Source organism: Microbulbifer epialgicus, assembly GCF_041447265.1.
Taxonomy (GTDB): Bacteria; Pseudomonadota; Gammaproteobacteria; order Pseudomonadales; family Cellvibrionaceae; genus Microbulbifer; species Microbulbifer epialgicus.
Map to the genome: position 1 here is coordinate 69,215 of NZ_JBGMEK010000008.1, position 25,740 is coordinate 94,954.

Sequence of the window (25,740 nt, forward strand, 5' to 3'; positions counted from 1 at the left end):
TATCGTCATGGTTTACACGGTGCGAAAACTCGATGCCCTGACTCTTCTGATTATTACAGTTGCTCTGTTGGTTGTCTTTTTTATGGAGTTGCTGTTGCACCAGCTTCCCTGCCCTCTATGCCTGCTGCAGCGTGTAGCCTTCTCCATGGTGGGGGTCGGCCTGCTGATGAACCTCCGCTTTGGTGTGCGCCCAGCGCACTATGGCATTGTTATTCTCTCGAGCATTGCTGGACTGGCAGCGGCGGGACGGCAGGTATTGTTGCACATCCTACCAGGGAGCCCTGGTTTTGGAGATTCTTTTTTGGGATTGCACTTGTATACGTGGGCCGTAGTGGCGTTCTTTGGGCTGCTGGTTTATTGCGGTGTGGCTATGATGCTGGGCTTTACGCGGCGTAACTTTGCTCCGCGTCGATTTAGTTTTCCCGAGAAATTTATTGCTGCAGCCTTTTTAACAGTAGTCCTGGTTAACCTGGTCAGCACCATTTTCGAGTGTGGGCTAGGTCCCTGTACCAGTGGCTCTTTTGGTTATCATTGGCTCTGGTCTTAGGTGCTCGAAACAAATTTTCTTTCCTTTTTCTATAATTTGTCACAGCTATTGTGAATTATATTCTCACCTAAGTTCTCCTTAAAATTTTTTATATGTAAATAATGGTTATACCGATAAATTCTATTTGCTACCTGAGTAATGTGCTAACGAGGTGGGTTTTTCGGTGAAGCCAGAAATTTAGGGTGCCCCTTCAAAAATGTGGAGATTGCAAAATGCGTTTTCTCTGGATTTTATTTGGCCTTTTATTGTTGTCTTGTGATCGGGAAGATACCCAAAGGGAATCTGTGATTGCACCAGCCCAGTTGGTGTTGAAAAATGCACATATCTATACCGTGGATAAGGCTCGATCAGTCGCTTCGACAATGGCAATCAGGGATGGGCAGATTGTTTATGTGGGTAAAGCTAATGGAGTTGGAGATTATATTGGTCCGGGCACAAAAATTGAAAACCTTCATGGGAAGTTGATTTTACCCGGATTTATTCAGGGAGCAAAAATACGGGGAGCCGCTACCGGTATTGATCTGTTCTCGGGTAAGTCTATTGAGGACTACCGGCAGATGATTAAAAAGTATATAGATGAGAATTCAAAAAAGCAGATAATTGTTGGTTATGGGTGGCGTTCTCAAGTGTTTTCGTCTCAATTGCCTCATAAGGGGATCTTGGACCAAATTAATGATTTAATTCCTATTATTCTCTTTTCTGCCGATGGCACTAGCGCCTGGACAAATTCTGAAGGGCTCGCCGCCGCAGGTATCAATAATGATACAGAAAATCCCACGAATGGATTTATCGCTAAAAATGAACATGGCATAGCGGTTGGGTATATGAGTGGGCATGATGCCATTGTACTTCTGAAAAAATTAATACCGCAAAGCGGTCCAACAAACTACTGGGAAGATATTTTACGTATCAGTAAGTTGGCCCCGAGTTGGGGGGTGACAACACTTTATGAGACCAATACGCCCCTGGTGAATGATGGGGGACAAATGAAGGCCTTGGATAAGCTATCTGGTCTGACCCCACTAAATGTACGGGTCAGGGGTTCCTTTACTGTGCAGCCCAATATTACTGCCGCACAATTCCGGGCACTACAGGTTCTTGCAAAACGTTATTCTGGCGAGGATTTTCAAATAGGGTCCGTCAGTGTAAGTGGTTTTACCCCACTACAGAAAGGGAGAAGCACTGATACTATCCCCTCTGAAACAATTTCTGTGGATACAGTTACCCGGCTGATTGAGCAGGCTAATATCCACAATTTTTCCGTACAATTCCATGTGCGCGACCGGGAAAGCACTGAACGAGCCCTACAGGCTTTATCGAAACTAAATGAAATGGCAAAGCGTCAAAATTTACGTAACAGTATACTGAACGCCTCTATTACTGATGCCAGGGAATTACAGCAGTTTGTTCAGGGAAAAATTGTAGTTGTATTACACCCTGCACAGATACCCTTGCAATGGGGTCTAATTGGAGCTAACGGCGAGGGTTTTTTCCCCAAGGGGCTGACCCTGGTATCTGGATGTTCTTGGTCGCCAAGCGAAGTAGACAGCCCACTGTCTGGTATTCAATCCGGGGTCGAACGCAGTATCCCCCTGGCAGCGATGCTTGAGGCCTTCACCATTAATGGAGCTTATGCTCATGGGTTGGAGGCGGAAACCGGCAGTCTTGAGCAGGGTAAATGGGCGGATTTCATCGTATTGGATCGCAACTTATTTCAGATTCCTGTGGGGGATATCCATAAAGCCAGTATATTGCGCACCTACTATAAGGGGCGGTTGGTCCATGAAAGCGATAGCGGGAAATACCCCAGCGACTGAAAAAACTGAAGCTAAGCAGGGAATTTTTTAGGGACTACTGCCCGGCAATTAATGTCCCAGGGCGCTGCCTTCGCGGCGGGGATCGGCACCGCCATAGAGCTTATTATTTTTCAGCGCAATCGCATGGATGCCGCTGTTGAGATTGCGCTCGACAACCTGGTGCCCGCGCGCCCTAAGCCTGCTTACTGTGTCTTCGCTGAAGAGGCCCGGTTCCAGCTCCACATGCTTACCGATCGCGCCGATATTACCCGCAGCAATGGCGTCGGCGATTGGTACATCCAGCCCCAGATGATAGAGGATGGTGCGCGCTGTATAGTCGATAATACGGGAGCCGCCGGGTGAGCCGACCAGTAAACGCATACTGCCATCCCTATTAAAAACGATAGTGGGGGACATGGAAGAGCGCGGTCGCTTTCCCGCCTGGATACGGTTCGCTACAAGCTGCCCACTCGCCCGCTTGGGAGTAAAAGAGAAGTCAGTCAGTTGGTTATTCAGTAAGAACCCTTTTACCAGAAGGCGCGAGCCAAAACCGGTTTCAATACTGGTAGTCATACTGACACCATTTCCGTAGCGGTCCACCACCACAAGGTGGCTGGTATTGGGCATCTCCGGTGACTGTGTCATCGTGCGTTTATTTGTGTCGGCCATGGGGTTGCCGGGCTGAGCCACACTGGCGCTATCCGGGTCAATTAATGCTGCACGGCTGCTTAGATAACCGGGAGATACCAGGGATTTGCTGGGTACACTGACGAAATCCGCATCGGCAGAGTAAGTGTTGCGGTCGGCAAATGCTAGTTCTGAGGCCTCGATAAACAGGTGGGTAAGCAGGTCATCTCCGGCCTCCATATCGTCTAGTGGGAACTGCTGCAGCATGCCCAGTATCCCGCCTACGGTGGTGCCGCCTGAGGAGGGTGCATTGGCACCGCAGACTCGGTATTCGAGAAAGGCGGAGCAAAGAGGTTCTCGTTGTTTTGCTTGGTAATTGGCCATATCCTCAAGGCTGAGTAAGCCGGGGTTTTCCGGATCGCCCTGTACGGCTGCCACTATGGCTCTGGCGATTCCCCCTCGGTAGAAGGCGTCAGCTCCCCCGCTGGCGATCTTCCGCAGTGTCTGGGCATACTCGGGGTTCTTGAGCTTATGCCCTACCGGTAGGGGGTTGCCGTCACTGTTAAAGAAGTAATTGGCGATAGCCGGCCTGGCTGAGACTTTGGGAAGTCTGAGTAGAAGTTGGTGCAGTCGGGGGGAAACTTCAAAACCGGACTCGGCCAGTTGGATCGCCGGCTGGAACAGGGATTTCCAGGGCAGTTTGCCGTCGCGCTTATGTGCCATCTCCAGCATACGGACAACCCCTGGTACCCCCACAGAATAGCCGCCGATGACAGCCTGTATAAACGAGCGCGGCTGGCCATCGTGCATAAAGTAATCTTCATCCACTTCAGCAGGCGCGGTCTCCCGCCCATCGTAATAGTGAAGCTTCTTGAGCCTGGCATCGTAGCTCAACATGAAGGCACCGCCACCGATGCCCGATGACTGAGGCTCCACCAAACCCAATACCATTTGCGCAGCTATTGCAGCATCCACAGCGGTACCGCCACGGGAGAGAATCTGTACGGCGGCTTGGCTGGCGTGCGGATTAGCGGTTACCGCCATAAAAGTATCAGCCGTGGCCGACTTGATCGCACTGCGACCGGTATCGATCTCCGGTTGCGGCTCGTCGGCTATTGCTGGGGTCAAAAAGACGGCAAATGCGAGGAGAAGGTAGCGCACAACACACTCCGCAGATTGTGGAAAAATCCGCTCGAGTGTATCAGAAATAACCAGATCCCGTTTTAGCGGAATTTCTGCTGGAGTGCATCCTGTACTGCCGTTGGAACGAATTTGGTGACATCACCATTCAGGGAGGCAATTTCCCGCACTAATGACGAGGAAATGTAGGACAAATGTTCTGCTGGGGTCAGGAACAGGCTTTCCATATTGGGGGCCAGCTGCCGGTTCATATTGGCCAACTGGAACTCGTACTCGAAGTCGGATACTGCTCGAAGACCTCGCAGCACGCCGTAGGCGTCTACCTGGCGTACCAGATCGGCCAGCAGGATATCGAAGCCTATGACTTCCACATTGGGTAGGTGGCCGAGTACCTGTTGGGATAACTCCACTCGTTCATCCAATGTGAACAGCGGGTTTTTGCGGCTGCTGGCGGCCACAGCGACGATAACATGGTCGAACAGGCGACAGGCCCGCTCTACCAAGTCCAGATGGCCATTGGTGATTGGATCAAATGTTCCAGGATAGACGACTTTTTTCATACGCCAAGGCTTTTAATGCGGGCCGAAAGAGATGCGAATGGTAAACAATTTACGGCTAAGGCTCAAAACCGGGTGCATTCATATAATTTTCTTGGCTCCTCAGTATCCAGTTGAGCTCTGTTTGGTGCCGCTATATAGGCGCATACAAACCTGACCTGCGCGCTTTTCCTTGGTTAATTGCCAGTTTGGCAATACCGGCGGAGGCGTGTTGCGAGGGGTTTCGATATATACCAATGCTTCCGCAGATAGATGGCCCTCAAGGGCGCTCAAGCTATCCTGCCACAGGTCTTCGGCAAACGGTGGGTCGACAAAAATAATATCGTATTGCCTGTCGCTACTCGCCAGGAAATCGGCTGCCCCGCAGTTATGCACCTGGGCTCCCTGTGCGCCCAGCAACTGCAATTGCTGCTTGAGGGTGCGTGCCGCATGAGGATTCAGCTCGACAAAATCCACTAAGGCGGCGCCGCGAGACAAGGCTTCCAGGCCAAGGGCTCCGGAACCGGCGAACAGATCCAGGCAGCGGGCGGCAGGCAGGTAAAACTGCAGCCAGTTGAACAGGGTTTCGCGCAGGCGATCACCGGTGGGCCTGAGTCCCTCTACCGGCGCGAAGTGTAGTTTGCGTCCGCGCCACTGCCCTCCGATGATGCGAAGTTGGGAAAGGGGTTGTGGGGTAGGCTTGCGTGGTGAACTTCTGGCCAAGGTAACTCTCTACTGGGGGCTTAGCGATGCTAAGATTAGCGTCTTTCTGCAAGCGGTACACCCGGATACACGAATGATCTTTGATTTCCTGCGTAAAAAGAAAAAGCGCAAGCCTGAACAAAGCGAGTCCCAGCAGGAGCATGCGGAAGTTGCCGCTTCCTCTGAGGAGCTTTCCACTGAGCAAGAGCCCTCGACTCCGGAAACTGGCGCTCCAGTAGCGGGGCATGTGTCTCCCGTAGTTGAAAAGCCTATCACTGAAGGGCGAGAGGAACCTACTGCGGCCCCCGAACCGGCACCTCCGGAACAAAAGCCCGCAGTAGTCACGGATGAAAAAGCTGGGGCTGAACCCGAGCGGCAGCAGGTTGTTGCGGAGCAAGTATCCGCTGCCGAGCGGGTACCAGAGCCGGTTGCGAAACCTGCGCAAGTTCAGGAAAAACCTGGTGAGAAAAAAAGAGAGGGCTTCTTTGCCCGAATCCGCCGCGGTCTTAGCCGCACCAGCAACCAGTTCGTCGAGGGAATGGGTAATCTGTTCCTTGGCGCCAAGGAAATCGATGAGGATTTACTCGAAGAGCTGGAAACCCAATTGCTGATGGCAGATGTGGGTGTGGAGGCCACCAGCGAGATTGTCGAGCGCCTGACCGAGCGGGTGTCCCGTCGCGAGCTTGCCGATGGTGATGCCCTGTACAAGGCTCTGCAACAGGAACTGGCGGAGCTGCTTGAGAGTGTCGATGCGCCGCTGACAATTGATACGAGTAAGAAGCCGTATGTGATCCTGGTGGTGGGTGTCAACGGTGTTGGCAAGACCACCACAATCGGCAAGCTGGCGCATCGTTTTCTTGGTGAGGGTAAGTCGGTCATGCTCGCCGCAGGCGATACCTTCCGCGCTGCTGCTGTGGAGCAGTTGCAGGTTTGGGGTCAGCGCCACGATGTTCCAGTTGTTGCCCAACATACCGGTGCGGACAGCGCATCAGTTATCTTTGATGCGGTCCAGTCAGCTCAGGCTCGCGGCATCGATGTGGTAATTGCTGACACTGCAGGGCGTCTGCATACCAAATCCAACCTGATGGATGAGCTGGCCAAGGTGCGTCGGGTAATGGGCAAACTGGACCCCAGTGCTCCCCACGAAGTGCTTCTAGTGCTTGATGCCGGTACAGGCCAGAACGCGATCAATCAGGCTTCTCAATTCCGCGAGGCGGCTGGTGTTACCGGGCTGGTTCTTACCAAACTAGATGGCACGGCCAAAGGTGGGGTGATATTTGCCCTGGCGCGCCGTTTCGGCATCCCAGTACGCTTTATCGGTGTGGGGGAGCAGGCGGAAGATCTGCAGCCTTTCCGGGCGCGCGAGTTCGTCTCGGCACTGTTTGGCCGCGATACCGCCTGACTGTCCGTTAGGGAATAACAAGAATTAGAAACCGTGATCACCTTTGACAATGTGAACAAGCGCTATGCATCGGGGCAAGATGCCCTGGTGCGTATCAGCCTGGAAATTCCCCGCGGGGATATGGTGTTCCTCACCGGTCACTCCGGTGCGGGCAAAAGCACCCTGCTGAGATTGCTTACTGCGATAGAACGTCCCACCAAGGGGACTATCCTGGTTGCTGGGCAGAACCTCAATCGCCTGCGCAATAGCCAGGTTCCCTACTATCGTCGCAACCTGGGCATCGTATTCCAAAACCACCAGCTGCTCTTTGATCGCAGTGTCTTCGACAATATTGCCCTGCCCCTGTCAGTTGCCGGTTGTAATAAGCGCGAACTGGGCCGCCGGGTACGCGCTGCGTTGGACAAGGTTGGCCTCCTGCACAAGGAAAAGCAAAATCCCATTATGTTGTCCGGCGGAGAGCAGCAGCGAGTTGGTATAGCCCGCGCGGTAGTGAACAAGCCGGCCATCCTGGTGGCTGATGAGCCGACCGGCAACCTTGACCCGCAACTATCCCAGGAAATTATGCGGTTGTTCGCGGATTTTAATGCGGTGGGCGTTACTGTACTGGTGGCGAGTCACGACCTGGAATTGATTGCGCGAATGCGCCGGCGGGTATTGACGCTGCAGGCTGGCCAGTTGATTTATGACGGAGTCCCAAGCCGTGAAGCAAACCCAGTCTAGGGCACAGCGCCAGGCCAGCCCCGGCGCCGATAAGCGCACGCGCAGCACCGGGGCGGTAGCAGCCCGCACCGGTTTTGGCGACCTATGGCGCAGCTGGCTTGGCCACCATCGAGAGGTGGCGTTGGAATCCTTGCGACGTTTTTTTGCTACACCCATGGCAAGCACCATGACAGCGTTGGTTATTGCGATAGCTTTAGCCTTGCCCGCTGCTCTGCAGTTGGGGCTGGCGAATTTTCAGCGTGCCGTGGCTGGTTGGGATGGACAGCCGCAAGTTTCGGTTTTCTTACATAAGGATGCGCGGGATGCTGCGGTGGAATCTTTTGCTGCAAAACTGCGCAGTGATCCTGCGATTGCCGAAGTGACCTATATCTCCCCGGAGGAGGCCCTGGCTGAGTTCGAGCAGGCATCGGGGTTGGGTGATGTGTTGGCGGGGCTCGATGCGAACCCTCTGCCAGCGGTATTGCTATTGCGCCCACGAGATACCCAGGATGATGACAAGTTGCAGATATTGGTGGCGAACTTGCAGCAACAGGCCCTGACTGACTCCGTGGTGCTGGATTTGGCTTGGGTGCAGCGCCTTACCCAGCTCACTGAGGTGGGGCAGCGCCTCTCTGCCGGGCTTGCGGTCCTGTTGGCACTGGGAGTGATCCTGGTGGTGGTCAATACCATTCGCCTGCATATCGAGAGCCGCCGCGAGGAGATTTTGGTGGTAAAACTGGTGGGGGGTACCAATGCCTTTGTGCGCAGGCCTTTCCTTTACAGCGGCCTCTGTTATGGCTTCTGTGGCGGAATACTGGCCTGGTTGTTGTTACTGGGCGGCGTACTGTTGTTGTCGGGGCCAATTGCGGGCCTCTCTTCCAGTTATGGAAGCAACTATGCTCTGGCAGGTCCCGGATTCAGCTACTTTATAGGGCTGACCGCTGGTGCCGCCCTCTTGGGGTTGTCGGGTGCCTGGCTGGCAGCAACCCGACATATTCGGGCCATTGAACCCACTTGACCGGTTAGTTCCATCAAGAATCGTAAAGCTGTTGCAGCAGTGGGAACCCCTGGGGCTGTTCGGCCCTCTAATTGCCCGCAATACAGCGGAATACGGCAAGTGGCGGCGGACTTTCTTATCCGCCTGTGCAAGTGCTACACTGAGTCCAGCTTGTCGCGGGAAACAGTATCCGACGACAGCGGCCGGTGGAGCCGGCCGACTAATAATGAAAGGAGAGACCTGAATGGGAACCAGCCTACAGCCAGTGCATACGCTGTCTCCGGGCGCCAACCTGGGAGCTTATATCCAAACGGTCAGCGGCTTCGATGTGCTGACTGCCGAAGAGGAAAAGCGCCTGGCAGAAGACCTCTACTACCGTGAAGATATTAATGCCGCACGCCAGCTGGTGATGTCCCACCTGCGCTTTGTGGTGCATATTGCCAAATCTTACTCCGGTTATGGCCTCAATCAGGCTGACCTGGTACAGGAAGGCAATGTTGGCTTGATGAAAGCGGTCAAGCGCTTTAATCCCGAAAAAGGGGTGCGCCTGGTTTCTTTTGCGGTTCACTGGATCAAGGCAGAGATCCATGAGTTTATCCTGCGAAATTGGCGTATCGTGAAGATCGCCACTACCAAGGCACAGCGCAAGCTCTTCTTTAACCTGCGTGGGCAAAAGAAGAAATTGGCTTGGCTCAGCAACGATGAAGCCAAGGCTGTGGCAAAAGACTTAAATGTGGACGTTGCCCAGGTCCATGAGATGGAAGGCCGTCTCGCTGCACATGATGCCGCATTCGATGCGGGTGTAGATGACGATGACGACACCGCCTGGCAGGCACCGGCGCATTATCTGGAAGATCGCAGTTTCGACCCAGCCGCCCAGTTGGAACGTGATAACTGGCAGGAAACCAACCTCAGCAGCCTTGCCAATGCTATGGAACAACTGGATGAGCGCAGCCGCGATATTATCCAGGCACGCTGGCTGAGTGAGGAGAAGTCCACGCTGCATGAATTGGCAGACAAGTATGGTGTTTCCGCTGAGCGTATCCGCCAGCTGGAAAAGAATGCCATGAAGAAAGTGCGTGCGGCCATGGAGGCCTGATTTCACGCACTGACAGTTCGGTAGAAAACCGCGCAGAGGCGCGGTTTTTTTATTTCCGTGAATATGAGCTCCCGGTGTCTACCCTGGGAGGCAACTGATGAGAGGGCAAGTGATGGCCAAACTCTATCTGATGCTCGCTGCACTGTTCGGCGCCAGTGGCGTCGCTCTCGGTGCCCTCGGTGCCCATGGATTGCGGGGAAAGGTGACAGAAAGTCTGCTGGAGGCCTATAAGACCGGGGTGCAATATCAAATGCTTCATGCCCTGACGCTGCTTGGCGTGGCATTGTTGATCCAGAATTGGGGTGGGCGCCTGTCTCTCACCCTGAGCGGTGCTTTCTTTGTGTTTGGCATGATATTTTTTTCCGGTAGTCTCTATGCCCTCGCTCTTGGAGGGCCGCGCTGGTTGGGGCCAGTCACCCCAATTGGTGGGACCCTGATGATTGCCGGCTGGATTACCCTTCTTTTTGCCGCTGTAAATTATTCCAAATAGACGAGCCAGTTTTATTTATTAAGTTGGCGCCCGGTAAACTCGATTCCCGATGAGAGAAAACCGTTTCGCATAAGAGGTCGCGAAGAATGCAAGACGAATCTGCGGAGGAGTTTCCCTACCGCACCGAGTACAAGAAAAAGTCCATCCGCAGCTATGTGATTCGCGCAGGGCGAATGACTGAGGGTCAGCGTCGCGCTTTTGATACCTACTGGGGGCAATATGGCCTGTCGCTTTTTGATGGGCCACTCGATCCAAATGAGGCTTTCGGGCGCGAGGCCCCGCTAGTCCTGGAAATCGGTTTCGGCATGGGGGATTCCCTGCTCGCTATGGCCCAGGCGGAGCCGGACAAGAATTTTATTGGTATCGAAGTGCATCCCCCGGGTGTCGGCAGGTTGATTAACGGTGCCGGTAAAGCTGGTGTGGAGAACCTGCGGGTCTATATGGCTGATGCGGTGGATGTTCTCAACGATTGTATCAGTGGAGGTATCGTGGACAGGTTCCAGTTGTATTTCCCCGATCCGTGGCACAAGAAAAAGCACCACAAGCGCCGCATTGTACAGCAGGAATTTGTGCGCCTGGTCTGTAGCAAGCTGAGGACCGGTGGGCTTATGCATATGGCAACAGACTGGCAAAACTATGCCGAGCATATGCTGGAGGTACTGCAGGCAGAGCAGTTACTGGAAAATACTTCTCCCAATAAAGACTATGTTGAACGCCCTGAGTGGCGCCCGGAAACCAAGTTTGAACGCCGAGGCCAGCGCCTTGGGCACGGGGTGTGGGACCTGGTATATCGGCGTTTGCCTGAAGCTAGATAGACTTTTCTGGATTAGTAAGCCCAACCGAGCTGGTTTTCCAAACTGTTACAGATAGGTCGGGCTTTTGGCCAGAATATTGAGGCAAAAGCCCGAGACTTTAATGCGTAGCGTGCCAATGCCGTTGAGCTTGTTGCCAGGTCTGCCTGTCGGCAAAGATTCTGATATTTTGAATTGAGCGGTCGTTATAGTACATCCAGTCTGAGAGCACGATGTTATTTTGGCTGCCCGCATAATAGCGCATGCGAAAGCGGCGTATAAATTGATTGGGTATTGCCAGGTAGGCGGCTTCACGCCCTGCGGGTACATTGGCCACTTCTAAACACTCATGCCCACTCTTGTCGAACTCATAGATAAAGCCGGCAATTGGTTTATCGGCATTGCTGGTTCCGTGTAGGCAGTAGAACCTTCTCGGGCAATAGGCAGGGTTATGCCATGCGAAACGAGTGACCAGGTTAAGGTCATCTGTGCTGGATATCACCTGCTGTGATGCGCCGTCATTAAAATGGGGGTCGTAGCAGATTGGGTTGGCCATCTTTGGAAAGAATCCCCCGGACCGCCAGAGTACCGCCGGTGAACGGGTATCGCCGCGATAGAGCCGGCCTGGGCTCATGTGCAGGTTGTATCCCGGGCGGCTAAAACGATATCGGTAAAGGTTAAAAGATATATCGGTTTGAGTTTGAATATTATTAAGGCCGATTTGCTCTGAGCTGGCAGCTTCATAGCTCTGCCGGTACCAACAGTAAGCTCCTCCCGTCAAAGCAATGATGGCATCCCGGCGCCGGTTAATACTTTTGACGCTGAGTCTTTGGTTCGGATTTGAAGAATTATTACCGATTAACCATTGATACAACGCCATAACCAGGAGTCTGGAGACATAGGCGATGCGCACATAATCCAAAGTTTGTATTTGTGCAGCTGATCTTACTATATCATCGATTCGGTCCAGGCCATCCCCACTCCGGCTGTGCCAGCCGGACTGAGAATTTCTCTGAAAATCTGTCGCATATTCGCGAAAAAGCTGTGATGGCTGGCACCTAGTCTGGAGTTGGTCTGTCTGGGCTATATTGCGAATATACGTATCTATATTAGCTGGCAACATTAAGGTTGGCTCCTTGTGTGTGTCGGGTTCCCGTGTTTTTTTAACTAATGTTATTTTTACTGCCTGTGATTTTTTGAGTGAAGTGCCTATCACTATTCCCTAAACTAATTAACACCTAGGTAAACCACCGCCTCCGGCACTGACACTCGACATGGCTCAGCCCTTCAGTGATGCAGGATGGAGAATACGACCTCCCATGAAGCGAACCCAAGTTCTACTAGCAGGTAATATGAGGGATTGGCAGAGCCAAGCTCATGGCAACCATTATCCCAGGTATCACATTATATTTGTTCCAAAGTATCGAAAAAAGGCGATATTTGGAACTTTACGTAGAGAGGTCGAAGTGCCCCTCAAAGGTAATATATGGTTTAGGAAATTATTCGATTAGTAAAGCTGTCAGGTGGGAATGGGCGAAAGCATAATTTTTTGGCGCGCTTTTTTAAGTGGTGGCGAGTAAGGGGGGAAATCTGTATTGCTGAAAATTGAAAAGGGCATACTGGCAGCATCGGTTATATCACCTGCCCTTATCAATGGATTTTTCTATTTCCAGTCTATGATTTAGGGAGCCTCTGAAAGTCCCGAAGAGATATTACGGAATTCTTCAGCGGGTTCCTGCTACGGAGCGTACTATTAATTATCAGTTTGGGTTAAAAGCGCAGTAAAAAATGTATTTTTAAGTCAAATAATTTCTATTTAAAAGCCTGATGTAAATAAAAACTTAGGGGGATTGGCTGGAAAAGGAATTTCGGTGTCTCTAATGAGGAAGTATCGCTCGCTGCTTTCAACCTACCACAGAGTGTTTTTTCTTCTTGTCTTTTTTAGCTCAGGGACCTCTGCTGATTTTGTTGGCACCCTGAATCTCTACACTAATGGCGGGAAATATTGGTTCAATAGTGACCGACTGAATGGCACGCCATTTCATGGGTTAACTATGCAGGATACGACTGGTGTTGGTGGTGGATTTGGTTTCAATCTAACGAACTACTGGGCAATGGAGGGGGTTGCCGATTACTTCGTGGTTAATATCGAAGAGATTCCTGAAAAAGTTGATGTCTATAACTATCACCTGGATCTTCTCTATCAGTTTGGAGGGCAGTTTTGTGGTGATTTTTGCTGGCAGCCCTATGTTGTCTTTGGTCTTGGTGAAATTCGTATTAATTTCGATGATGCGCCAAAAAGGTACTACAAAGATAAAGACGGCAAATATCGATATGACTGTCATTACAAGCATGAATACCCCTATGGGTATTATTACCCTAAATACATTTGTAATTGGCATGATCGCCAAACAATGGCAAACCTCGGTATCGGCGTGAAATACACTCTTGGACCACGTTGGCAGGCACGTGCTGATTTACGACTATTCCAAGGTATAGAGGAAGGCGGGCTGGACGGCTTTGCCAGTCTTGCTGTGGGCTATCAGTGGATTGAATATCCGGATTTCTGGTATGACGAGGATGCTGATGGTGTGATTGATGCTACGGATCAATGCCCACAGACACCAGTCGGTGTGGATGTGGGGCTTGATGGTTGTCCTCTCGATTCAGATTTCGATGGCGTACCTACCTATATTGACCAGTGCCCAAATACCCCTATTGGAATAGCTGTGGATGAATACGGCTGCATCCGCAGCTAGAAATTGGAGGGAAAAGACTTGTCGCAGAGCATCACCATCTTCTGACTGCATCCGGACGGGAAGAAATTCATGATGCTGATTACTAACCGCAAAGAAACAAATTCATCAAAATTCTGCTTTTATGGATGGGCAGCGGAGACGGGGCGATCATTTCCCCTGCATTGCTTCCACCTGTTCAGAGATGTCAAGCCACTCCATTTCCAGTGTATCGAGTATCTCGCGCTGTTCTGCCTGTACTTTATTGAGGCGGGAGATTTCCTCCTGCTGTCCACCGCTGTACAGGTTTTCATCCGCAAGTAGTTCCTGGATCTGATTTAGATTTTCCTCTGTGGAGGCTATCTGCCGTTCAATGGTCTTCAGCTTGTTAGTGAGAGGCTTCAGCTGCTCGCGCAGTGCGGCGGCAGCGCGGCGCTGTGCCTTTTTAACTTCGCTGGGTCTGATTGTATATTCACATTCTTCTGTGGATTTTTCCTCGCGGCGTTTGTCTCGATTAAAACCCAATAACCACTGCTTATAGTCATCAAGATCGCCGCTATAGGGGGCGGCACGTCCATCGGCTACGAGAATAAATTCATCGGTGGTGTTGGCCAACAGGTGTCGATCGTGAGAGACCAACACCAACGCGCCAGGGAACTCCGCCAGTGCCATGGTTAAGGCGTGGCGCATTTCCAGGTCCAGATGGTTAGTGGGTTCGTCAAGCAGTAGCAGGTTGGGTTTTTGCCAAGCCAAAATCGCCAATGCCAAGCGTGCTTTTTCACCACCGGAAAAACCCGCCACGGTTTCAAAAACCCGGTCGCCGATAAAACCATAGCCACCAAGAAAGTCCCGCAGGGACTGTTCGCTGGCATCTGGACTTAGCCTTTGCAAGTGCAACAGTGGTGAGGCGGCACTGTCGAGGGCTTCCAACTGGTGCTGGGCAAAGTAACCGATCGCCAGGTGTTCCCCGCATTGTCGCTTACCACTCAGTGGTGAGAGCTCCCCTGCAAGGGTTTTGATTAGCGAGGATTTACCCGCGCCATTGGGACCGAGAAGGCCAATGCGGCGGCCGGGCTGAATACCCAGTTGTACTTGATGTACCACCACTTTATCGGCATAGCCGATGTTTGCTTCGCGTAAGTCGATTAGTGGGTTGGAGGTTTTATCTGCAGACGGCAAGGTGAAATGGAAGGGGGAGTCCACATGGGCCGGGGCAATTTGGGCCATACGATCCAGAGCCTTCAACCGGCTCTGTGCCTGCTTGGCTTTACTGGCTTTAGCTCGGAAGCGTCGCACAAAGTCCTCCATATGCGCACGCTCTGCCTGCTGTTTTTCGTATTGTATTTGCTGTTGTGCCAGACGTTCGGCGCGGGAGCGCTCAAAAGCACTATAGTTCCCGCTGTAAAGCACCAGCTTGTGCTGCTCAAAACTGACAATACCGTCGACTACTGCATCGAGAAAATCCCGATCGTGGGAAATAATAAGTAAGGTACCGGGAAAGCGCTGTAGCCACTGTTCCAGCCAAAGAGTGGCATCAAGGTCCAAGTGGTTGGTGGGCTCGTCCAATAACATTAGGTCTGCGGGACACATCAGAGCCCGGCCCAGATTGAGGCGGATACGCCAACCACCGGAAAAGCTGCGTACAGGCCGTTGCTGATCGGCGTGTGAAAAACCCAGGCCGTCGAGCAGCTGTGCCGCGCGCGCCGGCCCGCTGTAGCCGTCGATGCTGGCCATGCGTTCATGCAGCTCTCCCAGCTTGTGGCCATCGGTATCACCGCTACTCTCCGCCAGCGTCAGCTGCTCCTGCAGTTGGCGAAGCTCCTGATCGCCATCAAGTACATAATCTAGGGCGGATTGTTCACTGGCTTCAACTTCCTGAGCCATATGGGCAATTCGCCAAGTGCTGGGCAGGTAAACTTGCCCAGCATCGCTCTCCAGCTGGCCGAGCAAAAGTTTGAATAATGTTGACTTACCACAGCCATTCGCACCAATAATTCCCACTTTATGGCCCGGAAAAATCCGGCAATCCGCGCCGTCTAACAAGTCTCGTTCACCCCGATGAAGGGAGACACCTTGCAAATTGATCACTGGAAAAACCTCATATGAACAGGCTGATGGATGCTAGGCTATTTGTCGTATTTGAGCCCAATCGCCGCCCGTATAACGCGCCGATCCACAAAAGGTCGGGATTCTAACGTGACAGATTCTTTACCTCCATATTCTCCAGAGGAAAATCCACTGTGGCAGTTCAGTCTGGACTTTTACCGCCACGCAGATGTCGAGCCATTCCTGCTCGACTGCCAGGATAGAAAGGGTGCTGATGTGTGTTTGATGCTATGGGCGAGCTACGCCACTGCCTGCGGGCGTCAGTTGAGTGAAGAGAGTTGGAGGGTGGCGGATCGTGGCTTGGCACCAAGGCGGCGCATGATTATCAGCGTACGCAACCTGCGACGCCTACTGGGGCATTTTCACCCGCATAGCTTGCGGATTTATGAGATGTGCAAACGCTATGAACTGCACCTCGAACGACTACAGTTGGCGGCACTGTGGAAAATCTGTGCCGAGGAGTGGCCGGGGGATTGCCATGCTCTGGAGCTTGCTGGACAGCAATACGGACTGCTGCACAAGGAACTGGCCCGATGGTCAGATTTGATTGAGAGTTTTATGACAAGCTCGAAAAATGCGGACACCGTGTAGAAATTTGTCTGCTCTGTTTACCAAAGCGGCATAAGACCGTGCATTTGGCGGAGGGGAAAAACGACCACATACCATGCGGGCCTGGATGATGGGGGGATTCGCAAGCACAGTAAACCTACTGCGCTTGCGCCCCTGCCGGGAATGGGAAAACCGGCGAGGGCGCTGTGAGCGGAAAGCCAATCGCCGGTAACCTTACTCGCCGCTGTGTCCTTCAGGGGAAAACAGGCTGTTGGCGGGCGTGGTTGGCGTAATAGTTGGTGCTGGTGGCGTGGGCTCGATTGGCTTTTTTTCCTCAGCCGCCGCAAAGGTTTTTACATCCTCTTTGGCTTTTTCCACTGCAGCAGTTCCACTGTCCGCCGTCGGTTTGGGTTTTTCACTTTTGGGTTTGGTCGCTACAGGAGATTTTGCCGGCGCTACGGGCTTGGACTTCACTGTATTTTTATTGGCGGGCTTTACTGCTTTTTGTTTGGCGGTGGTCTTTGTAGATTTGGCTGCAGCCTTCTTCGCGGTAGCTGCGGTTTTGACTGAGCCTTTGCGTGCGCTAGTTTCTTTTTCTGCAACCTTTTTTACTGTAGCTTTTTTAGATACGGTTTTTTTAGTACCAACTGCTTTTGTCACCTTGGCTGCAGCCTTCTTTGTACTCTTTTTCATCGCAGTGGGTTTTACGGTTTTGGGCTGCTTCTTGGTAAGCTCCTTCTCCGTCTTGGCCGCGATTTTTCGCACCGCCTCTGCTGCCTTCAGTTCGGCTTTTGCTCGAGCCTGCATATCCTTGGCTTCGGCTGCCGATCCCTTGGCAAGTTGAAATGCTTCGTTGAGCTTTTCTACATTGGCCTTCGCGGTATCAACCCGTCTCTTTGCGGCGGCAGTTTTGGTGGTTTTTGCCGCAGTACGGGCTTCGCTCAGTTTGCTTTTGGCCTTGGCCAGTTTTTCTTTTGCCGAAGTCAGAGCTTTTCCAGCTTTTAGTACCGCTTTTCCGGCATCGGTGACTTTTTTGTTGCGAGCTTTATCCAATTTTACGGTGAGTTTGGAAATTTGTGCTTCCAGCTCTGCGACCGGATTGACAGCTATTCGTTTGGCAGCCATGAGTAAATGTCCTGACGTTTATTATCGATTGGCACTTCCGGGGGGTGCACGCGCCATACTGTAAACATGGTGGATACCACCAATGAGCAGACGTGCGCACTGCACATTGTCCGAAACTGAAAAGCACCTCAAACAGTCCGGGACAACAACCGGTGACTGGTCGATAATAGCGCTGTTTTAAAAAAAAATGTATGCCGTGTGAGATGAAAAAACGCAGGTTGCACATTTTTATGCTGGAAGCTGGAACCTGTAGGGGGAATGTGGTGTCCTGCACAGTGTAGAAGTCATCGGTATGCACCGGCTGTCGCCTTAGGTTAGACTTGAGCGCACTGGCGAATACTGTGCTCCTGGTGGCTATAGGCCGCAAAAGGGTTGCTTGAGAAATCGCCGATGGCGTTGGCCCAAGGTCAAGCGCGAATCCATAAACGCAATACGGACAAAGAGACAACACTCATGAATAAATACCCTTTGGCTGCAGCAATTGCCCTTGGCCTAGCGCTGACCGGCTGTAACGAACAGGGATCTGAGCAGGAAAAAGAAGTTACCCTGGATACTCAGGAGAAGAAGGTCAGCTATATCATTGCTGAAGATATGGCCAAGCGTCTTCAAGCCCAGGATGTGAAGCTGGACCCGCAGGTGGTATTGATGGCGCTTAATGATGTTGCCAGTGACCACGACTCGCGCCTGTCTGACGAAGAAAAGCAGCAGACCATCGCTGCCTTCCAGGAGCAAATGCAGAAGAAGCAGCAGGAAATGTTGGCTCAGCAGGAACAAGAGTTCAAAGAGACTGCTGAGAAAAACCTGACAGAAGGTAAGGCGTTCCTCGCAGAGAATGCCAAAAAAGCGGGCGTGATCACCACTGATTCCGGTCTGCAATACAAGGTAATTACTGAAGGCAGCGGCAGTACTCCTACCGCCGAGAGCACCGTTGAAGTCGATTATAAGGGTACCTTGATTAATGGTGAGGAGTTCGACAGCTCCTACGCTCGCGGAGAGCCAGTACAATTCCCGGTTAACGGCGTAATCAAGGGCTGGACTGAAGCCTTGCAGCTAATGAAGGAAGGTTCCAAGTGGGAACTCTATATTCCTTCTGATTTGGCCTACGGTCCAGGTGGTGCCGGTGGTAAAATTGGCCCGAATGCGACTCTGATTTTTGAAGTGGAACTGCACAAAGCTAATGTCAGTGGCGAAGCTGAGCCTAAGAAAGAAGAAGAAAAGAAAGAGGAGTCGGAGTCTGAATAATCTGACTCTCCAGACTTTTTCGAAAAGGGGCGCCGTTGGGCGCCCCTTTGCATTTTGAGTAAGTGACGATATAAAAAAATAACAACCGGGGGGCGAATAACCGGCTAAATGCCACATGCTCGTTGCGGCCGGAGAATTTCTTCTGGGGCGCGGTAAAACAAATAGGTTACCTGCGGGATTTCAGTCTCATACAATCTGGTTTTTATGTGCAGTGTGCAACAAGGCGATCATTTTGTCTTCTGAGCTGAAGCGGGTTTCCAGGGCTTCCCCAAGCTCTGACAGATCTGGAGCCAGGCTGGTTAGGTCATCAGTCTCCAGGTATTTGTCATTGAAGTCTACGGCAATATCGGTGGTGGTATCGATATCCCGGTAGAGCTCACAGGCCTTTTGTAGGCCCTGCTTATCGTCGAAAGCTTGCCCTTCGCGCATCAACTGTTCGTAAACCTCGAAGTGGCCAGCCGAGACATAATCGACCAGCAGTTGGCACAACTGGCGTACCCGGTCTTCGGTTTCAGGGTCTTCCTCGGTAAATTCCTTTATCTCAGATAGGTGATAAAAGCTCACCAATAGATTTTGGCGTGATTGTAGCCAGCGGTCGATAATTTCACTGACACCACCCCAGCGCTCCCGCGCTGACTTGCAATTTTCCAGCATCCTGAAAATGTCCTTTTGTTACAGTTGCCGCAGTGGCCAGCTTTATTGCTGATCGTGGAGGCCCTATGGAAGATAGGAGATTCCCCCGCCGGCAGCAAGTTGGGTAGTGCAAACTACGCCAGAATACTGTGACAAGTCTGTGATTTTGATAGCGGGATAGCGCACTACTCAGCCGCCCACAATCAGTGGCAATACCAGAGCGGTCAGTGCACCACAAAGCCCCATGGCGAAGGCGGCACAGGCACCGCACAGGGCGCTGATTTCCAGTGCGCGCGCGGTGCCTACCGCGTGGGCATTGATACCGAGTACCACACCTAAGATACGTTCATCGCGAATGCTTAGGCGCTTAAGCAGCGGCGGTGTGGCTAGAGCACCTACCACCCCGGTTAGGATTACGATGCCTGCAGTGAGGCTCACTGCGGAGTGGATTTTTTCGGCAATTGTGAGGGCGATTGGCGTGGTAATGGATTTGCCGCTGAGCGCGAGCAGTACAGATTCGCCGGCGCCGAATAGCAGTGCGATTAGGACGGCCACCGTTGGGGCGAGAAAGGCACCCACCGTAATTGTCACGAGCAGGGGCCAGCCGGCTCGGCGGAGCACCGTCAGATTCTGCTTCAGCGGTACGGCCAGGGCTACCACTGCGGGTCCGAGCAGTGCATACAGCAATGCACTGGCCTGTTGGTAGTCTCCGTAGGGAATATCCAGGGTATATAGTAGCGCCGTCACCAATAGGCTGGCGGTCACTATTGGGTGGAACAATACGGTGCCACTGCGTCGATAAATGCATACCCCGGCCCAAAAAGCGCTCAGGCTCAGCGGTAGGGCAAATAGTGGGCTGTGAAGAAATTCATTCATCCCTGCCTACCTCACCAGATTTTTCCAACAGCTTGCGCAGCAGCAGGGCACACAGAACCAAACTGATCACGGTGCCGACAACAATAGCGGCGAGGAGTGCGAGCCAGTCAGACAGGGTCAGGTTACGCAGGAAGAAAACTCCTACAGCGGCGGGTAGGAACAGCAGCGGCAACAGGAACAGTAGCTGGCCACTGACCTGGGCCAGGCCCCGGGGTACACCGCCGTAAATCATTAGGCCGAACAGCAGCAGTAACATGCCCACCACCGCGCCGGGTACCGGCAGCACAAGAATGGTACTGGCTAGGCTGCCAAGACGCTCGCAGCCAAAAAGTATGGCGGCGCCAATCAGCCAATGGACTATGTTGTGCAGACTTGGAAGGGTCATTTGGGGAGAGTGCGGCTCCGTGGAGCCGCAGCTTGTTATTAGGTTTTGCGGAATGCCTGCCAGCCGCCAAACAGGACCAGACCAGCGAAACCGAGCGCGGACCAGCCAGGAATACTCAGGCCCATCATTGTCCACTGCACTTCTGCGCAGTTGCCGTCACCGGTGAGTAGTGCTTTGAGTACATCGGCCATGGGGAAGGCTTCCAACATATAGCTGACGCTGGGGCCGCAGGCGGGTACCTGGTCCTCAGGCAGGCTCTGCAGCCACAGTTGGCGGCCGGCAAAGTAGAGTCCGCCCAGCGCCCAGACGGAAACTAGCAGGCCATAGATTCGTCTGCCGATAGTGGCCGGGTTGTGTAGGAAGGCGATCAGTGAGACCAGCCCTACGCCGAGGAACATAACCCGTTGGGTGATACATAGTTTGCAGGGCTCCAGGCCGCGAACGTACTCGAGGTAGAACGCAGCGCCAAGCAGGGAGGCAACAATAAGGAAAACCAGCAGAAAAGTGATACGCGGATTGGGTAAGGTCATGATTTATCGGATCCTGAATAGTGCTGCCGAAACCGGAGGGCTTCGAGATTCAAGTCGTTCATTAGTTTATTGAAATTGTGTTCCAGGGTTTCCCGCCCGGCACTCAGTTCGGGCAGAACCTCTTGCAAAGCGACCGGGTGGCGCAGGCGTTGGCCGACACGCTCCAGGGTGAGACCGATCACCCGCTCTTCGCGGTAACTCTGCAGCAGTTTAAATTGTTCTGCGCGCACCATAAATTCTTTGGCGCGCGGCGGAATATACCGGCTGTCGTTGCGAAAGTCTCTCCAACACTCAGCACAAAAATCTTCCAGGTCCTGTGGATGCCATACCTGCCAATTCTGCGCCAACAGATGATCGAACCAGATATCCAGGGCGATGCCGGCGTATCGGCGCCATTTGGGGTCCAAATGTGCCAGGGCGTCGCGGTAAGCTCCGTGTAAATCAGTCGTTGCATCGATTCGGCGGTGCAGCTTGATGCCCGCTTCAATGTCGGCGGGTCGTTCGCCTTTCAGCGGTCCTTTGACAAAGTCGCCCAGCAGTCCGCCTAAACGCCAGCGTGCTTCAGGGCCGGAAAGCAATAAGTGTGCGAGATAATTCATACGCTCAATCCGCTGGGTCCCACACTCTTGGCTCCGCGCCGATTGCCGGCTAGCCCTGGCAACAAATGTATTGTGCGTAGTAGTGGCTGAGGAATTCCTCGAAAGAGCCCTTATCTTCAGCTTCTATCTGCTTCTGCCTAAGCAGTGACTTCTCAGCTTGGCGGGAGAAGTCCCGCACTGAATCGCTGTCGAGGGGGCGCTCGAGAAAATAATGGCGGTGCTGCTCGGCTTTCTCCATGGCCCACTGGTAGAAACTCAGGTTCTGCTCCTCCATTTCAGCCAGTATTTGCTGCGCCGGTGTGGGAATTTCGCCCCTTACTTTAGCGCGCTGCACTCCTACGGCGCTACGGTATTGATCGCCGCCCCAAGCGCGGTCGAGCAATTCGGCTACGGAATCCATCTCTCCCAGCAGTTGGGAGGCCCAGTCGCCGATTTCTCGCTCCCCGTCACTGTTTCGAAGCTTCAGGCCTGGTTCGTGGCCGCGATAGACAATGCGCTGTTGGTTTTCCTGGGTTGCACGGTAGTCCGCATCGTTGGTTTTAGGGCTGTTGGTGAGCAGGCAGTGCAGCAGGAAACTGTCGAGGAAACGCATCTGTTGCGCGTCGATGCCGAGGGGTAAAAAGGGATTCAGGTCGAGGCAGCGGACCTCTACATACTCGACCCCACGATTATCCAGAGCGGCCAGTGCCGTCTCACCGCGCTCGGTTGGATTTTTGGGCCGGATGGGCGAGTAGAATTCATTTTCGATCTGCAATATGCCGGTGGAAAGTTGCTGGTAATCACCCTCTGTATCTTTTATTCCCAGCTCGTGATAGGGGTCAAAGGGGTGGCTGATGGCCGAACACAGGGTGGAAAGATAACTGCGTAAGTTGTTGTAGCAGACGATGAGGGACTTCTGGACATCGCTGTTGTAACCCAGGTCCCCCATACGCAAAGAAGTGGCATGGGGGACATGAAGGGTATGTTCATCGCCGTTAAACGGTTCCAGTTTGTGCTCGCGACCTTCTACAAATGAGGCACAGACTGCTGGAGCTGCACCAAACAAGTAGATCAGCAGCCAGTAATTGCGACGGAAATTGCGAATCAGATCGAAGTAGCGGCGGGTCTTGAATTCGCTCAGTGACTCGCTGCTGTCCTCAAATTCATGTAGCCACTGCCAAAATTCATCGGACAGTGAAAAATTGTAGTGGATACCGGCAATAGTTTGCATGGCGCGGCCATATCGCAGCCCGAGGCCAAGGCGGTAGATGGTCTTCATATTGCCGCTATGGGAATCGCCGTAGCGGGCTACTGGAATATCGCTGTCGGTGCCGATTACGCAGGGCATGCTGTTGACCCATAGGCGCTCCTCACCGATTTGGCTGTAGGTATAGCGATGGATGCGATCAAGAACTCGCAGGGCTTCTTCGGGGGTGGTGACTGGTGGTGTGATGAATTCCAGCAGTGCTTCGGAAAAGTCGGTGGTAATACTCTCGTGAGTGAGGGCAGAACCAAGTGTCTGTGCGTGGGGCGTCTGTGCCAGGGTGCCGTCACTGGCGACCCGCAGACTCTCTTTTTCGAGGCCGCGGCGGATGCCTTTTAGAAGTTGTACAGGCTTGGCCTGAGATAGGGCGGCGAGATGGGGGATAGGCACTCGAATCTCCTTGGTACTACCGGATCTCTATTTTTGGTCGCTGGGTCGGGCGACTGTGCCGGCTTTAAAAGAGTCGCCGCTCAGGCGGCGGACTCCGATTCCGATTTGTTCTCGCCAGGTTGAGCGGGCGTTTCGTCTGGGGCCTGTTCCGGCGTAACCTCGGGAGCCTGTTCCGGGGGGATTTCCGGTTGAGGCTGCGGGTCCACCTCGGGGGTGTCCTCCCCGGGGATTTCCTCTGGTGTCGCTGGCTCGATTTCCGGATCACCCTGTGTTTCTGAAATATCTGCCAGGGAGTCTTCCGGTACCAGAGGGTGGCCCTTGGTATTCAACTCGCACTGCAGCAACTCAATGCGCAGGCTGACATCACGGGTATTGGCCTCGAACATCTGGTTTATGGCGACGTCTTTATGTTCGCTGCGAAACAGTTTATTTGGCTCGCGGCCATCCAGCCATTCGCCGCTTTTGCTCAGGAACTGCTGGTGCTGGTTGGTCAGCACGTACACGTGACTCATTATGTTGGGCAACTTTGATACTGTGACAGAAAGGCAGTTTAGCGACGGGTGCTGTGCGGCTCAAGAAGTCTGTGAGAGCGAACGCGGCAAACGCCCGCTCTCGTGGGTTGAGGTGGGGATCACTAGAGAGTTTTCAGTGGATAGTGCTCTGGATATGGCAGGCGCGCACAGCCGCTGTCGACCGCTGCGCGAGCCACGGCTGCCGCTACCTCCGGTAACAGGCGAGGGTCTGTGGGCTTGGGCAGGATATAGTCGGAGCCAAGACTTAACTCTACGCCCCCATAGCCCTCGCGCACTGAGTCCGGTACCGGCAGGTGGGCGATCTTGCGGATGGCTTCGATTGCAGCCAGCTTCATCTCCTCATTTATACGCGCCGCGCGTACATCCAGGGCGCCGCGGAAGATAAACGGAAAGCACAGTACATTGTTGACCTGATTCGGGTAATCGGAGCGCCCGGTGGCCATAATCAGGTCGTCGCGTACACTGTGAGCCAGCTCCGGCTTGATTTCCGGGTTCGGGTTGGAGCAGGCAAAAACTACAGGCTTGGGCGCCATGCGCCGTAGCTGCTCGGCGGAGAGCAGGTCTGGCCCGGATACCCCGAGAAATACATCGGCATTGGTGATGGCGTCATCGAGGGTGCGCATATCCGTATCCCGTGCCCACTCACCCTTGTAGGCATTGATATCGGTACGGCCTGAGTGAATCACCCCTCGGCTGTCGAGCATGGTGATTTGTTCCTTGCGTGCACCGGCAGCCAGCAGCAGTTTGCAGCAGGCGGTGGCGGCGGCGCCGGCACCCAGACATACCATACGTACTTCGCTGATCTTTTTGCCCTGAATTTCCAGTGCGTTGAGCATTCCGGCAACGGTCACAATAGCGGTGCCGTGCTGGTCGTCGTGGAATACCGGTACCGGGCAGCGTTCGATCAGAGCCTCTTCAATATGGAAGCATTCTGGAGCCTTGATGTCCTCGAGGTTGATACCGCCAAAGGTGTTGGCGATGGCGGCAACGGTCTGGATAAACTGTTCCGGGCTGTTGGCATCCACCTCGATATCCACCGAATTGATGTTGGCGAAGCGCTTGAACAATAGAGACTTGCCCTCCATGACCGGCTTGGAAGCTAATGGTCCCAGATTGCCGAGGCCGAGGATGGCGCTGCCATTGGAAATAACCGCCACCAGGTTGCCCTTACCGGTATAGAGGTAAGCTGACTCCGGGTCTTTGGCAATTTCGCGCACCGGTTCCGCTACGCCCGGGCTATAGGCCAGGGACAGGTCCTGCTGGGTTTCGGCGGCGGTGGTTAGCTCAACTGAAAGTTTTCCGGGGCTGGGGAGCGCGTGGTAATCGAGCGCTGCCTGGCGCAATGAATCCGTCATTTGGGGGCTGTTCTCTCGAATACTGGGGGTAACATTACTATGTTATCCCGGTTACTGCGGTGGCAAGAGAATAACCGAGGGGCGCTTGGAGCCACAAGTTCGAATGGTGGCGGGGCTAGGATTTCTTACTAATTTGCCCTTAACAAATGGCTAGTTTAAGGATGATCAATTGTTAAATCGCAAATTTAAAGGATAAATTTACCGTCAAAATCGACAACATTAAGCGATTCACATCGAAATTACGTCCCGGATACCCAAGAGCGTAAATCCGGGTCTTCGGGCACAAAAAAAGGCACCGGGGGAACCCCCTGGTGCCTTTTTCCGAGGCGCCGAGGTGCCTCAATGTTCGGATTACTTACCGATACGGCTGCCGAAACGCTTCTTAAAGCGGTCTACGCGTCCACCGGTGGTAGCCTGCTTCTGCTTGCCAGTGTAGAAGGGGTGGCACTGGGAGCATACGTCGATCTGCAAGTCTTTGCCCAGAGTGGAACGAGTCTTGACTACATTGCCGCAGGAGCAAGTGGCCGTGATGTCGGTGTAGTTAGGATGGATATCTGCTTTCATGATTGCCTCTTTTCGAAACCGCCACTCGATCTGTTGCCGGGCACGGTAT

The 25,740-nt window shown here is 53.2% G+C and carries 26 protein-coding genes; 11 read left to right on the top strand and 15 right to left on the bottom strand.

The genetic code is table 11. From position 1 onward, the window contains the following. Positions 1–7: 7 nt before the first annotated feature. Together ACCI49_RS05780 and ACCI49_RS05785 are read left to right on the top strand one after the other, a co-directional pair. The gene (locus ACCI49_RS05780; protein WP_371838019.1) at positions 8–547 is read left to right on the top strand and encodes a disulfide bond formation protein B; all 540 of its coding nucleotides are present in this window, start codon (positions 8–10) and stop codon (positions 545–547) included. Between the two features lie 212 nt (positions 548–759). Then, positions 760–2,364 carry an amidohydrolase gene (locus tag ACCI49_RS05785; RefSeq protein WP_371838020.1) on the top strand — a complete coding sequence of 535 codons (1,605 nt, stop codon included), beginning with the start codon at positions 760–762 and terminating at the stop codon, positions 2,362–2,364. A 48-nt stretch (positions 2,365–2,412) separates the two neighbouring features. Here the strand turns inward: ACCI49_RS05785 and ggt are convergent, their stop codons facing one another. The 3 genes from ggt to rsmD all read right to left on the bottom strand — a co-directional run bounded on the left by ggt (position 2,413) and on the right by rsmD (position 5,369). Then, positions 2,413–4,131 carry a gamma-glutamyltransferase gene (gene ggt / locus ACCI49_RS05790; protein ID WP_371838021.1) on the bottom strand — a complete coding sequence of 573 codons (1,719 nt, stop codon included), beginning with the start codon at positions 4,129–4,131 and terminating at the stop codon, positions 2,413–2,415. A gap of 62 nt (positions 4,132–4,193) precedes the next feature. After that, a complete protein-coding gene (coaD, locus tag ACCI49_RS05795) occupies positions 4,194–4,670 on the bottom strand; it encodes a pantetheine-phosphate adenylyltransferase (RefSeq protein ID WP_371838022.1) in 477 nt (158 codons plus the stop codon). 99 nt (positions 4,671–4,769) lie between these two features. Next, a complete protein-coding gene (gene rsmD / locus ACCI49_RS05800; RefSeq protein WP_371838023.1) occupies positions 4,770–5,369 on the bottom strand; it encodes a 16S rRNA (guanine(966)-N(2))-methyltransferase RsmD in 600 nt (199 codons plus the stop codon). A 250-nt stretch (positions 5,370–5,619) separates the two neighbouring features. Here rsmD and ftsY point away from each other — a divergent pair, with 250 nt between their 5' ends. The 6 genes from ftsY (at position 5,620) to trmB (ending at position 10,850) form a co-directional block, all read left to right on the top strand. After that, entirely contained in the window at positions 5,620–6,750 is a 1,131-nt protein-coding gene (ftsY, locus tag ACCI49_RS05805) for a signal recognition particle-docking protein FtsY (RefSeq protein ID WP_371838069.1), read from the top strand. Positions 6,751–6,783: 33 nt separating this feature from the next. Continuing rightward, positions 6,784–7,470 (top strand): cell division ATP-binding protein FtsE, encoded by a 687-nt coding sequence (gene ftsE / locus ACCI49_RS05810; protein ID WP_371838024.1) that lies wholly within the window; start codon positions 6,784–6,786, stop codon positions 7,468–7,470. Beyond that, positions 7,451–8,467: a permease-like cell division protein FtsX gene (gene ftsX, locus ACCI49_RS05815; protein ID WP_371838025.1), complete on the top strand. Its 1,017-nt coding sequence runs from the start codon at positions 7,451–7,453 to the stop codon at positions 8,465–8,467. The genes ftsE and ftsX overlap by 20 nt, the downstream gene beginning before the upstream one ends. 223 nt (positions 8,468–8,690) lie before the next feature. After that, positions 8,691–9,545, top strand: coding sequence for an RNA polymerase sigma factor RpoH (rpoH, locus tag ACCI49_RS05820; protein WP_371838026.1), 855 nt, complete (start codon positions 8,691–8,693; stop codon positions 9,543–9,545). A 97-nt stretch (positions 9,546–9,642) separates the two neighbouring features. Beyond that, positions 9,643–10,035 (top strand): DUF423 domain-containing protein, encoded by a 393-nt coding sequence (locus tag ACCI49_RS05825; protein WP_371838027.1) that lies wholly within the window; start codon positions 9,643–9,645, stop codon positions 10,033–10,035. Between the two features lie 86 nt (positions 10,036–10,121). Further along, a complete protein-coding gene (trmB, locus tag ACCI49_RS05830; protein ID WP_371838028.1) occupies positions 10,122–10,850 on the top strand; it encodes a tRNA (guanosine(46)-N7)-methyltransferase TrmB in 729 nt (242 codons plus the stop codon). A 97-nt stretch (positions 10,851–10,947) separates the two neighbouring features. On the opposite strand, the gene ACCI49_RS05835 is transcribed toward trmB, so the two are convergent. Continuing rightward, on the bottom strand, positions 10,948–11,949 hold the full coding sequence (locus tag ACCI49_RS05835; protein ID WP_371838029.1) for a hypothetical protein: 1,002 nt from the start codon (positions 11,947–11,949) through the stop codon (positions 10,948–10,950). Between the two features lie 757 nt (positions 11,950–12,706). On the opposite strand from ACCI49_RS05835, the gene ACCI49_RS05840 reads away from it, so the two are divergent. Next, complete coding sequence (locus tag ACCI49_RS05840) at positions 12,707–13,585, top strand: outer membrane beta-barrel protein (RefSeq protein ID WP_371838030.1); 879 nt, start codon at positions 12,707–12,709, stop codon at positions 13,583–13,585. Between the two features lie 147 nt (positions 13,586–13,732). On the opposite strand, the gene ACCI49_RS05845 is transcribed toward ACCI49_RS05840, so the two are convergent. Next, complete coding sequence (locus ACCI49_RS05845) at positions 13,733–15,649, bottom strand: ABC-F family ATP-binding cassette domain-containing protein (RefSeq protein ID WP_371838031.1); 1,917 nt, start codon at positions 15,647–15,649, stop codon at positions 13,733–13,735. A gap of 108 nt (positions 15,650–15,757) precedes the next feature. Between ACCI49_RS05845 and ACCI49_RS05850 the strand changes: the two genes are divergently transcribed. Next, positions 15,758–16,258: a TIGR02444 family protein gene (locus ACCI49_RS05850; protein ID WP_371838032.1), complete on the top strand. Its 501-nt coding sequence runs from the start codon at positions 15,758–15,760 to the stop codon at positions 16,256–16,258. Between the two features lie 192 nt (positions 16,259–16,450). Here ACCI49_RS05850 and ACCI49_RS05855 read toward each other — a convergent pair whose 3' ends face one another. Next, a complete protein-coding gene (locus ACCI49_RS05855; protein ID WP_371838033.1) occupies positions 16,451–17,341 on the bottom strand; it encodes a hypothetical protein in 891 nt (296 codons plus the stop codon). Positions 17,342–17,794: 453 nt separating this feature from the next. Between ACCI49_RS05855 and bamJ the strand changes: the two genes are divergently transcribed. Further along, positions 17,795–18,583 (top strand): BamJ family beta-barrel-assembly machinery protein, encoded by a 789-nt coding sequence (bamJ, locus tag ACCI49_RS05860; RefSeq protein ID WP_371838034.1) that lies wholly within the window; start codon positions 17,795–17,797, stop codon positions 18,581–18,583. A gap of 186 nt (positions 18,584–18,769) precedes the next feature. On the opposite strand, the gene rsd is transcribed toward bamJ, so the two are convergent. The 9 genes from rsd to rpmE form a co-directional block, all read right to left on the bottom strand. Beyond that, positions 18,770–19,237 (bottom strand): sigma D regulator, encoded by a 468-nt coding sequence (rsd, locus tag ACCI49_RS05865; protein WP_371838035.1) that lies wholly within the window; start codon positions 19,235–19,237, stop codon positions 18,770–18,772. A 168-nt stretch (positions 19,238–19,405) separates the two neighbouring features. Continuing rightward, the gene (locus ACCI49_RS05870) at positions 19,406–20,092 is read right to left on the bottom strand and encodes an LrgB family protein (protein WP_371838036.1); all 687 of its coding nucleotides are present in this window, start codon (positions 20,090–20,092) and stop codon (positions 19,406–19,408) included. Next, on the bottom strand, positions 20,085–20,477 hold the full coding sequence (locus ACCI49_RS05875) for a CidA/LrgA family protein (RefSeq protein ID WP_371838037.1): 393 nt from the start codon (positions 20,475–20,477) through the stop codon (positions 20,085–20,087). The genes ACCI49_RS05870 and ACCI49_RS05875 overlap by 8 nt, the downstream gene beginning before the upstream one ends. A 38-nt stretch (positions 20,478–20,515) precedes the next feature. After that, on the bottom strand, positions 20,516–21,007 hold the full coding sequence (locus ACCI49_RS05880) for a disulfide bond formation protein B (RefSeq protein ID WP_371838038.1): 492 nt from the start codon (positions 21,005–21,007) through the stop codon (positions 20,516–20,518). Further along, positions 21,004–21,606: an acyl carrier protein phosphodiesterase gene (locus tag ACCI49_RS05885; protein WP_371838039.1), complete on the bottom strand. Its 603-nt coding sequence runs from the start codon at positions 21,604–21,606 to the stop codon at positions 21,004–21,006. Before ACCI49_RS05885 ends, ACCI49_RS05880 begins: the two co-directional genes overlap by 4 nt. Positions 21,607–21,655: 49 nt before the next feature. Then, entirely contained in the window at positions 21,656–23,239 is a 1,584-nt protein-coding gene (gene gshA, locus ACCI49_RS05890; RefSeq protein WP_371838040.1) for a glutamate--cysteine ligase, read from the bottom strand. 80 nt (positions 23,240–23,319) lie between these two features. Then, a complete protein-coding gene (locus ACCI49_RS05895) occupies positions 23,320–23,751 on the bottom strand; it encodes a hypothetical protein (protein WP_371838041.1) in 432 nt (143 codons plus the stop codon). A 122-nt stretch (positions 23,752–23,873) separates the two neighbouring features. Next, on the bottom strand, positions 23,874–25,127 hold the full coding sequence (locus tag ACCI49_RS05900; protein WP_371838042.1) for a malic enzyme-like NAD(P)-binding protein: 1,254 nt from the start codon (positions 25,125–25,127) through the stop codon (positions 23,874–23,876). A 351-nt stretch (positions 25,128–25,478) separates the two neighbouring features. Beyond that, complete coding sequence (gene rpmE / locus ACCI49_RS05905; RefSeq protein WP_083922744.1) at positions 25,479–25,691, bottom strand: 50S ribosomal protein L31; 213 nt, start codon at positions 25,689–25,691, stop codon at positions 25,479–25,481. Between the last annotated feature and the right edge of the window lie 49 nt (positions 25,692–25,740).

Coding starts and splice junctions, on each gene's coding strand:
- ACCI49_RS05880 (WP_371838038.1), bottom strand. CDS start 21,007: ATGACCTTACCCAATCCGCGTATCACTTTTCTGCTGGTTTTCCTTATT.
- ACCI49_RS05785 (WP_371838020.1), top strand. CDS start 760: ATGCGTTTTCTCTGGATTTTATTTGGCCTTTTATTGTTGTCTTGTGAT.
- ACCI49_RS05885 (WP_371838039.1), bottom strand. CDS start 21,606: ATGAATTATCTCGCACACTTATTGCTTTCCGGCCCTGAAGCACGCTGG.
- coaD (WP_371838022.1), bottom strand. CDS start 4,670: ATGAAAAAAGTCGTCTATCCTGGAACATTTGATCCAATCACCAATGGC.
- ACCI49_RS05855 (WP_371838033.1), bottom strand. CDS start 17,341: ATGGCTGCCAAACGAATAGCTGTCAATCCGGTCGCAGAGCTGGAAGCA.
- ACCI49_RS05780 (WP_371838019.1), top strand. CDS start 8: ATGGTTTACACGGTGCGAAAACTCGATGCCCTGACTCTTCTGATTATT.
- bamJ (WP_371838034.1), top strand. CDS start 17,795: ATGAATAAATACCCTTTGGCTGCAGCAATTGCCCTTGGCCTAGCGCTG.
- ACCI49_RS05900 (WP_371838042.1), bottom strand. CDS start 25,127: ATGACGGATTCATTGCGCCAGGCAGCGCTCGATTACCACGCGCTCCCC.
- rpoH (WP_371838026.1), top strand. CDS start 8,691: ATGGGAACCAGCCTACAGCCAGTGCATACGCTGTCTCCGGGCGCCAAC.
- ACCI49_RS05895 (WP_371838041.1), bottom strand. CDS start 23,751: ATGAGTCACGTGTACGTGCTGACCAACCAGCACCAGCAGTTCCTGAGC.
- ACCI49_RS05870 (WP_371838036.1), bottom strand. CDS start 20,092: ATGAATGAATTTCTTCACAGCCCACTATTTGCCCTACCGCTGAGCCTG.
- rsd (WP_371838035.1), bottom strand. CDS start 19,237: ATGCTGGAAAATTGCAAGTCAGCGCGGGAGCGCTGGGGTGGTGTCAGT.
- ACCI49_RS05875 (WP_371838037.1), bottom strand. CDS start 20,477: ATGACCCTTCCAAGTCTGCACAACATAGTCCATTGGCTGATTGGCGCC.
- ACCI49_RS05835 (WP_371838029.1), bottom strand. CDS start 11,949: ATGTTGCCAGCTAATATAGATACGTATATTCGCAATATAGCCCAGACA.
- trmB (WP_371838028.1), top strand. CDS start 10,122: ATGCAAGACGAATCTGCGGAGGAGTTTCCCTACCGCACCGAGTACAAG.
- ACCI49_RS05825 (WP_371838027.1), top strand. CDS start 9,643: ATGAGAGGGCAAGTGATGGCCAAACTCTATCTGATGCTCGCTGCACTG.
- rpmE (WP_083922744.1), bottom strand. CDS start 25,691: ATGAAAGCAGATATCCATCCTAACTACACCGACATCACGGCCACTTGC.
- ACCI49_RS05840 (WP_371838030.1), top strand. CDS start 12,707: ATGAGGAAGTATCGCTCGCTGCTTTCAACCTACCACAGAGTGTTTTTT.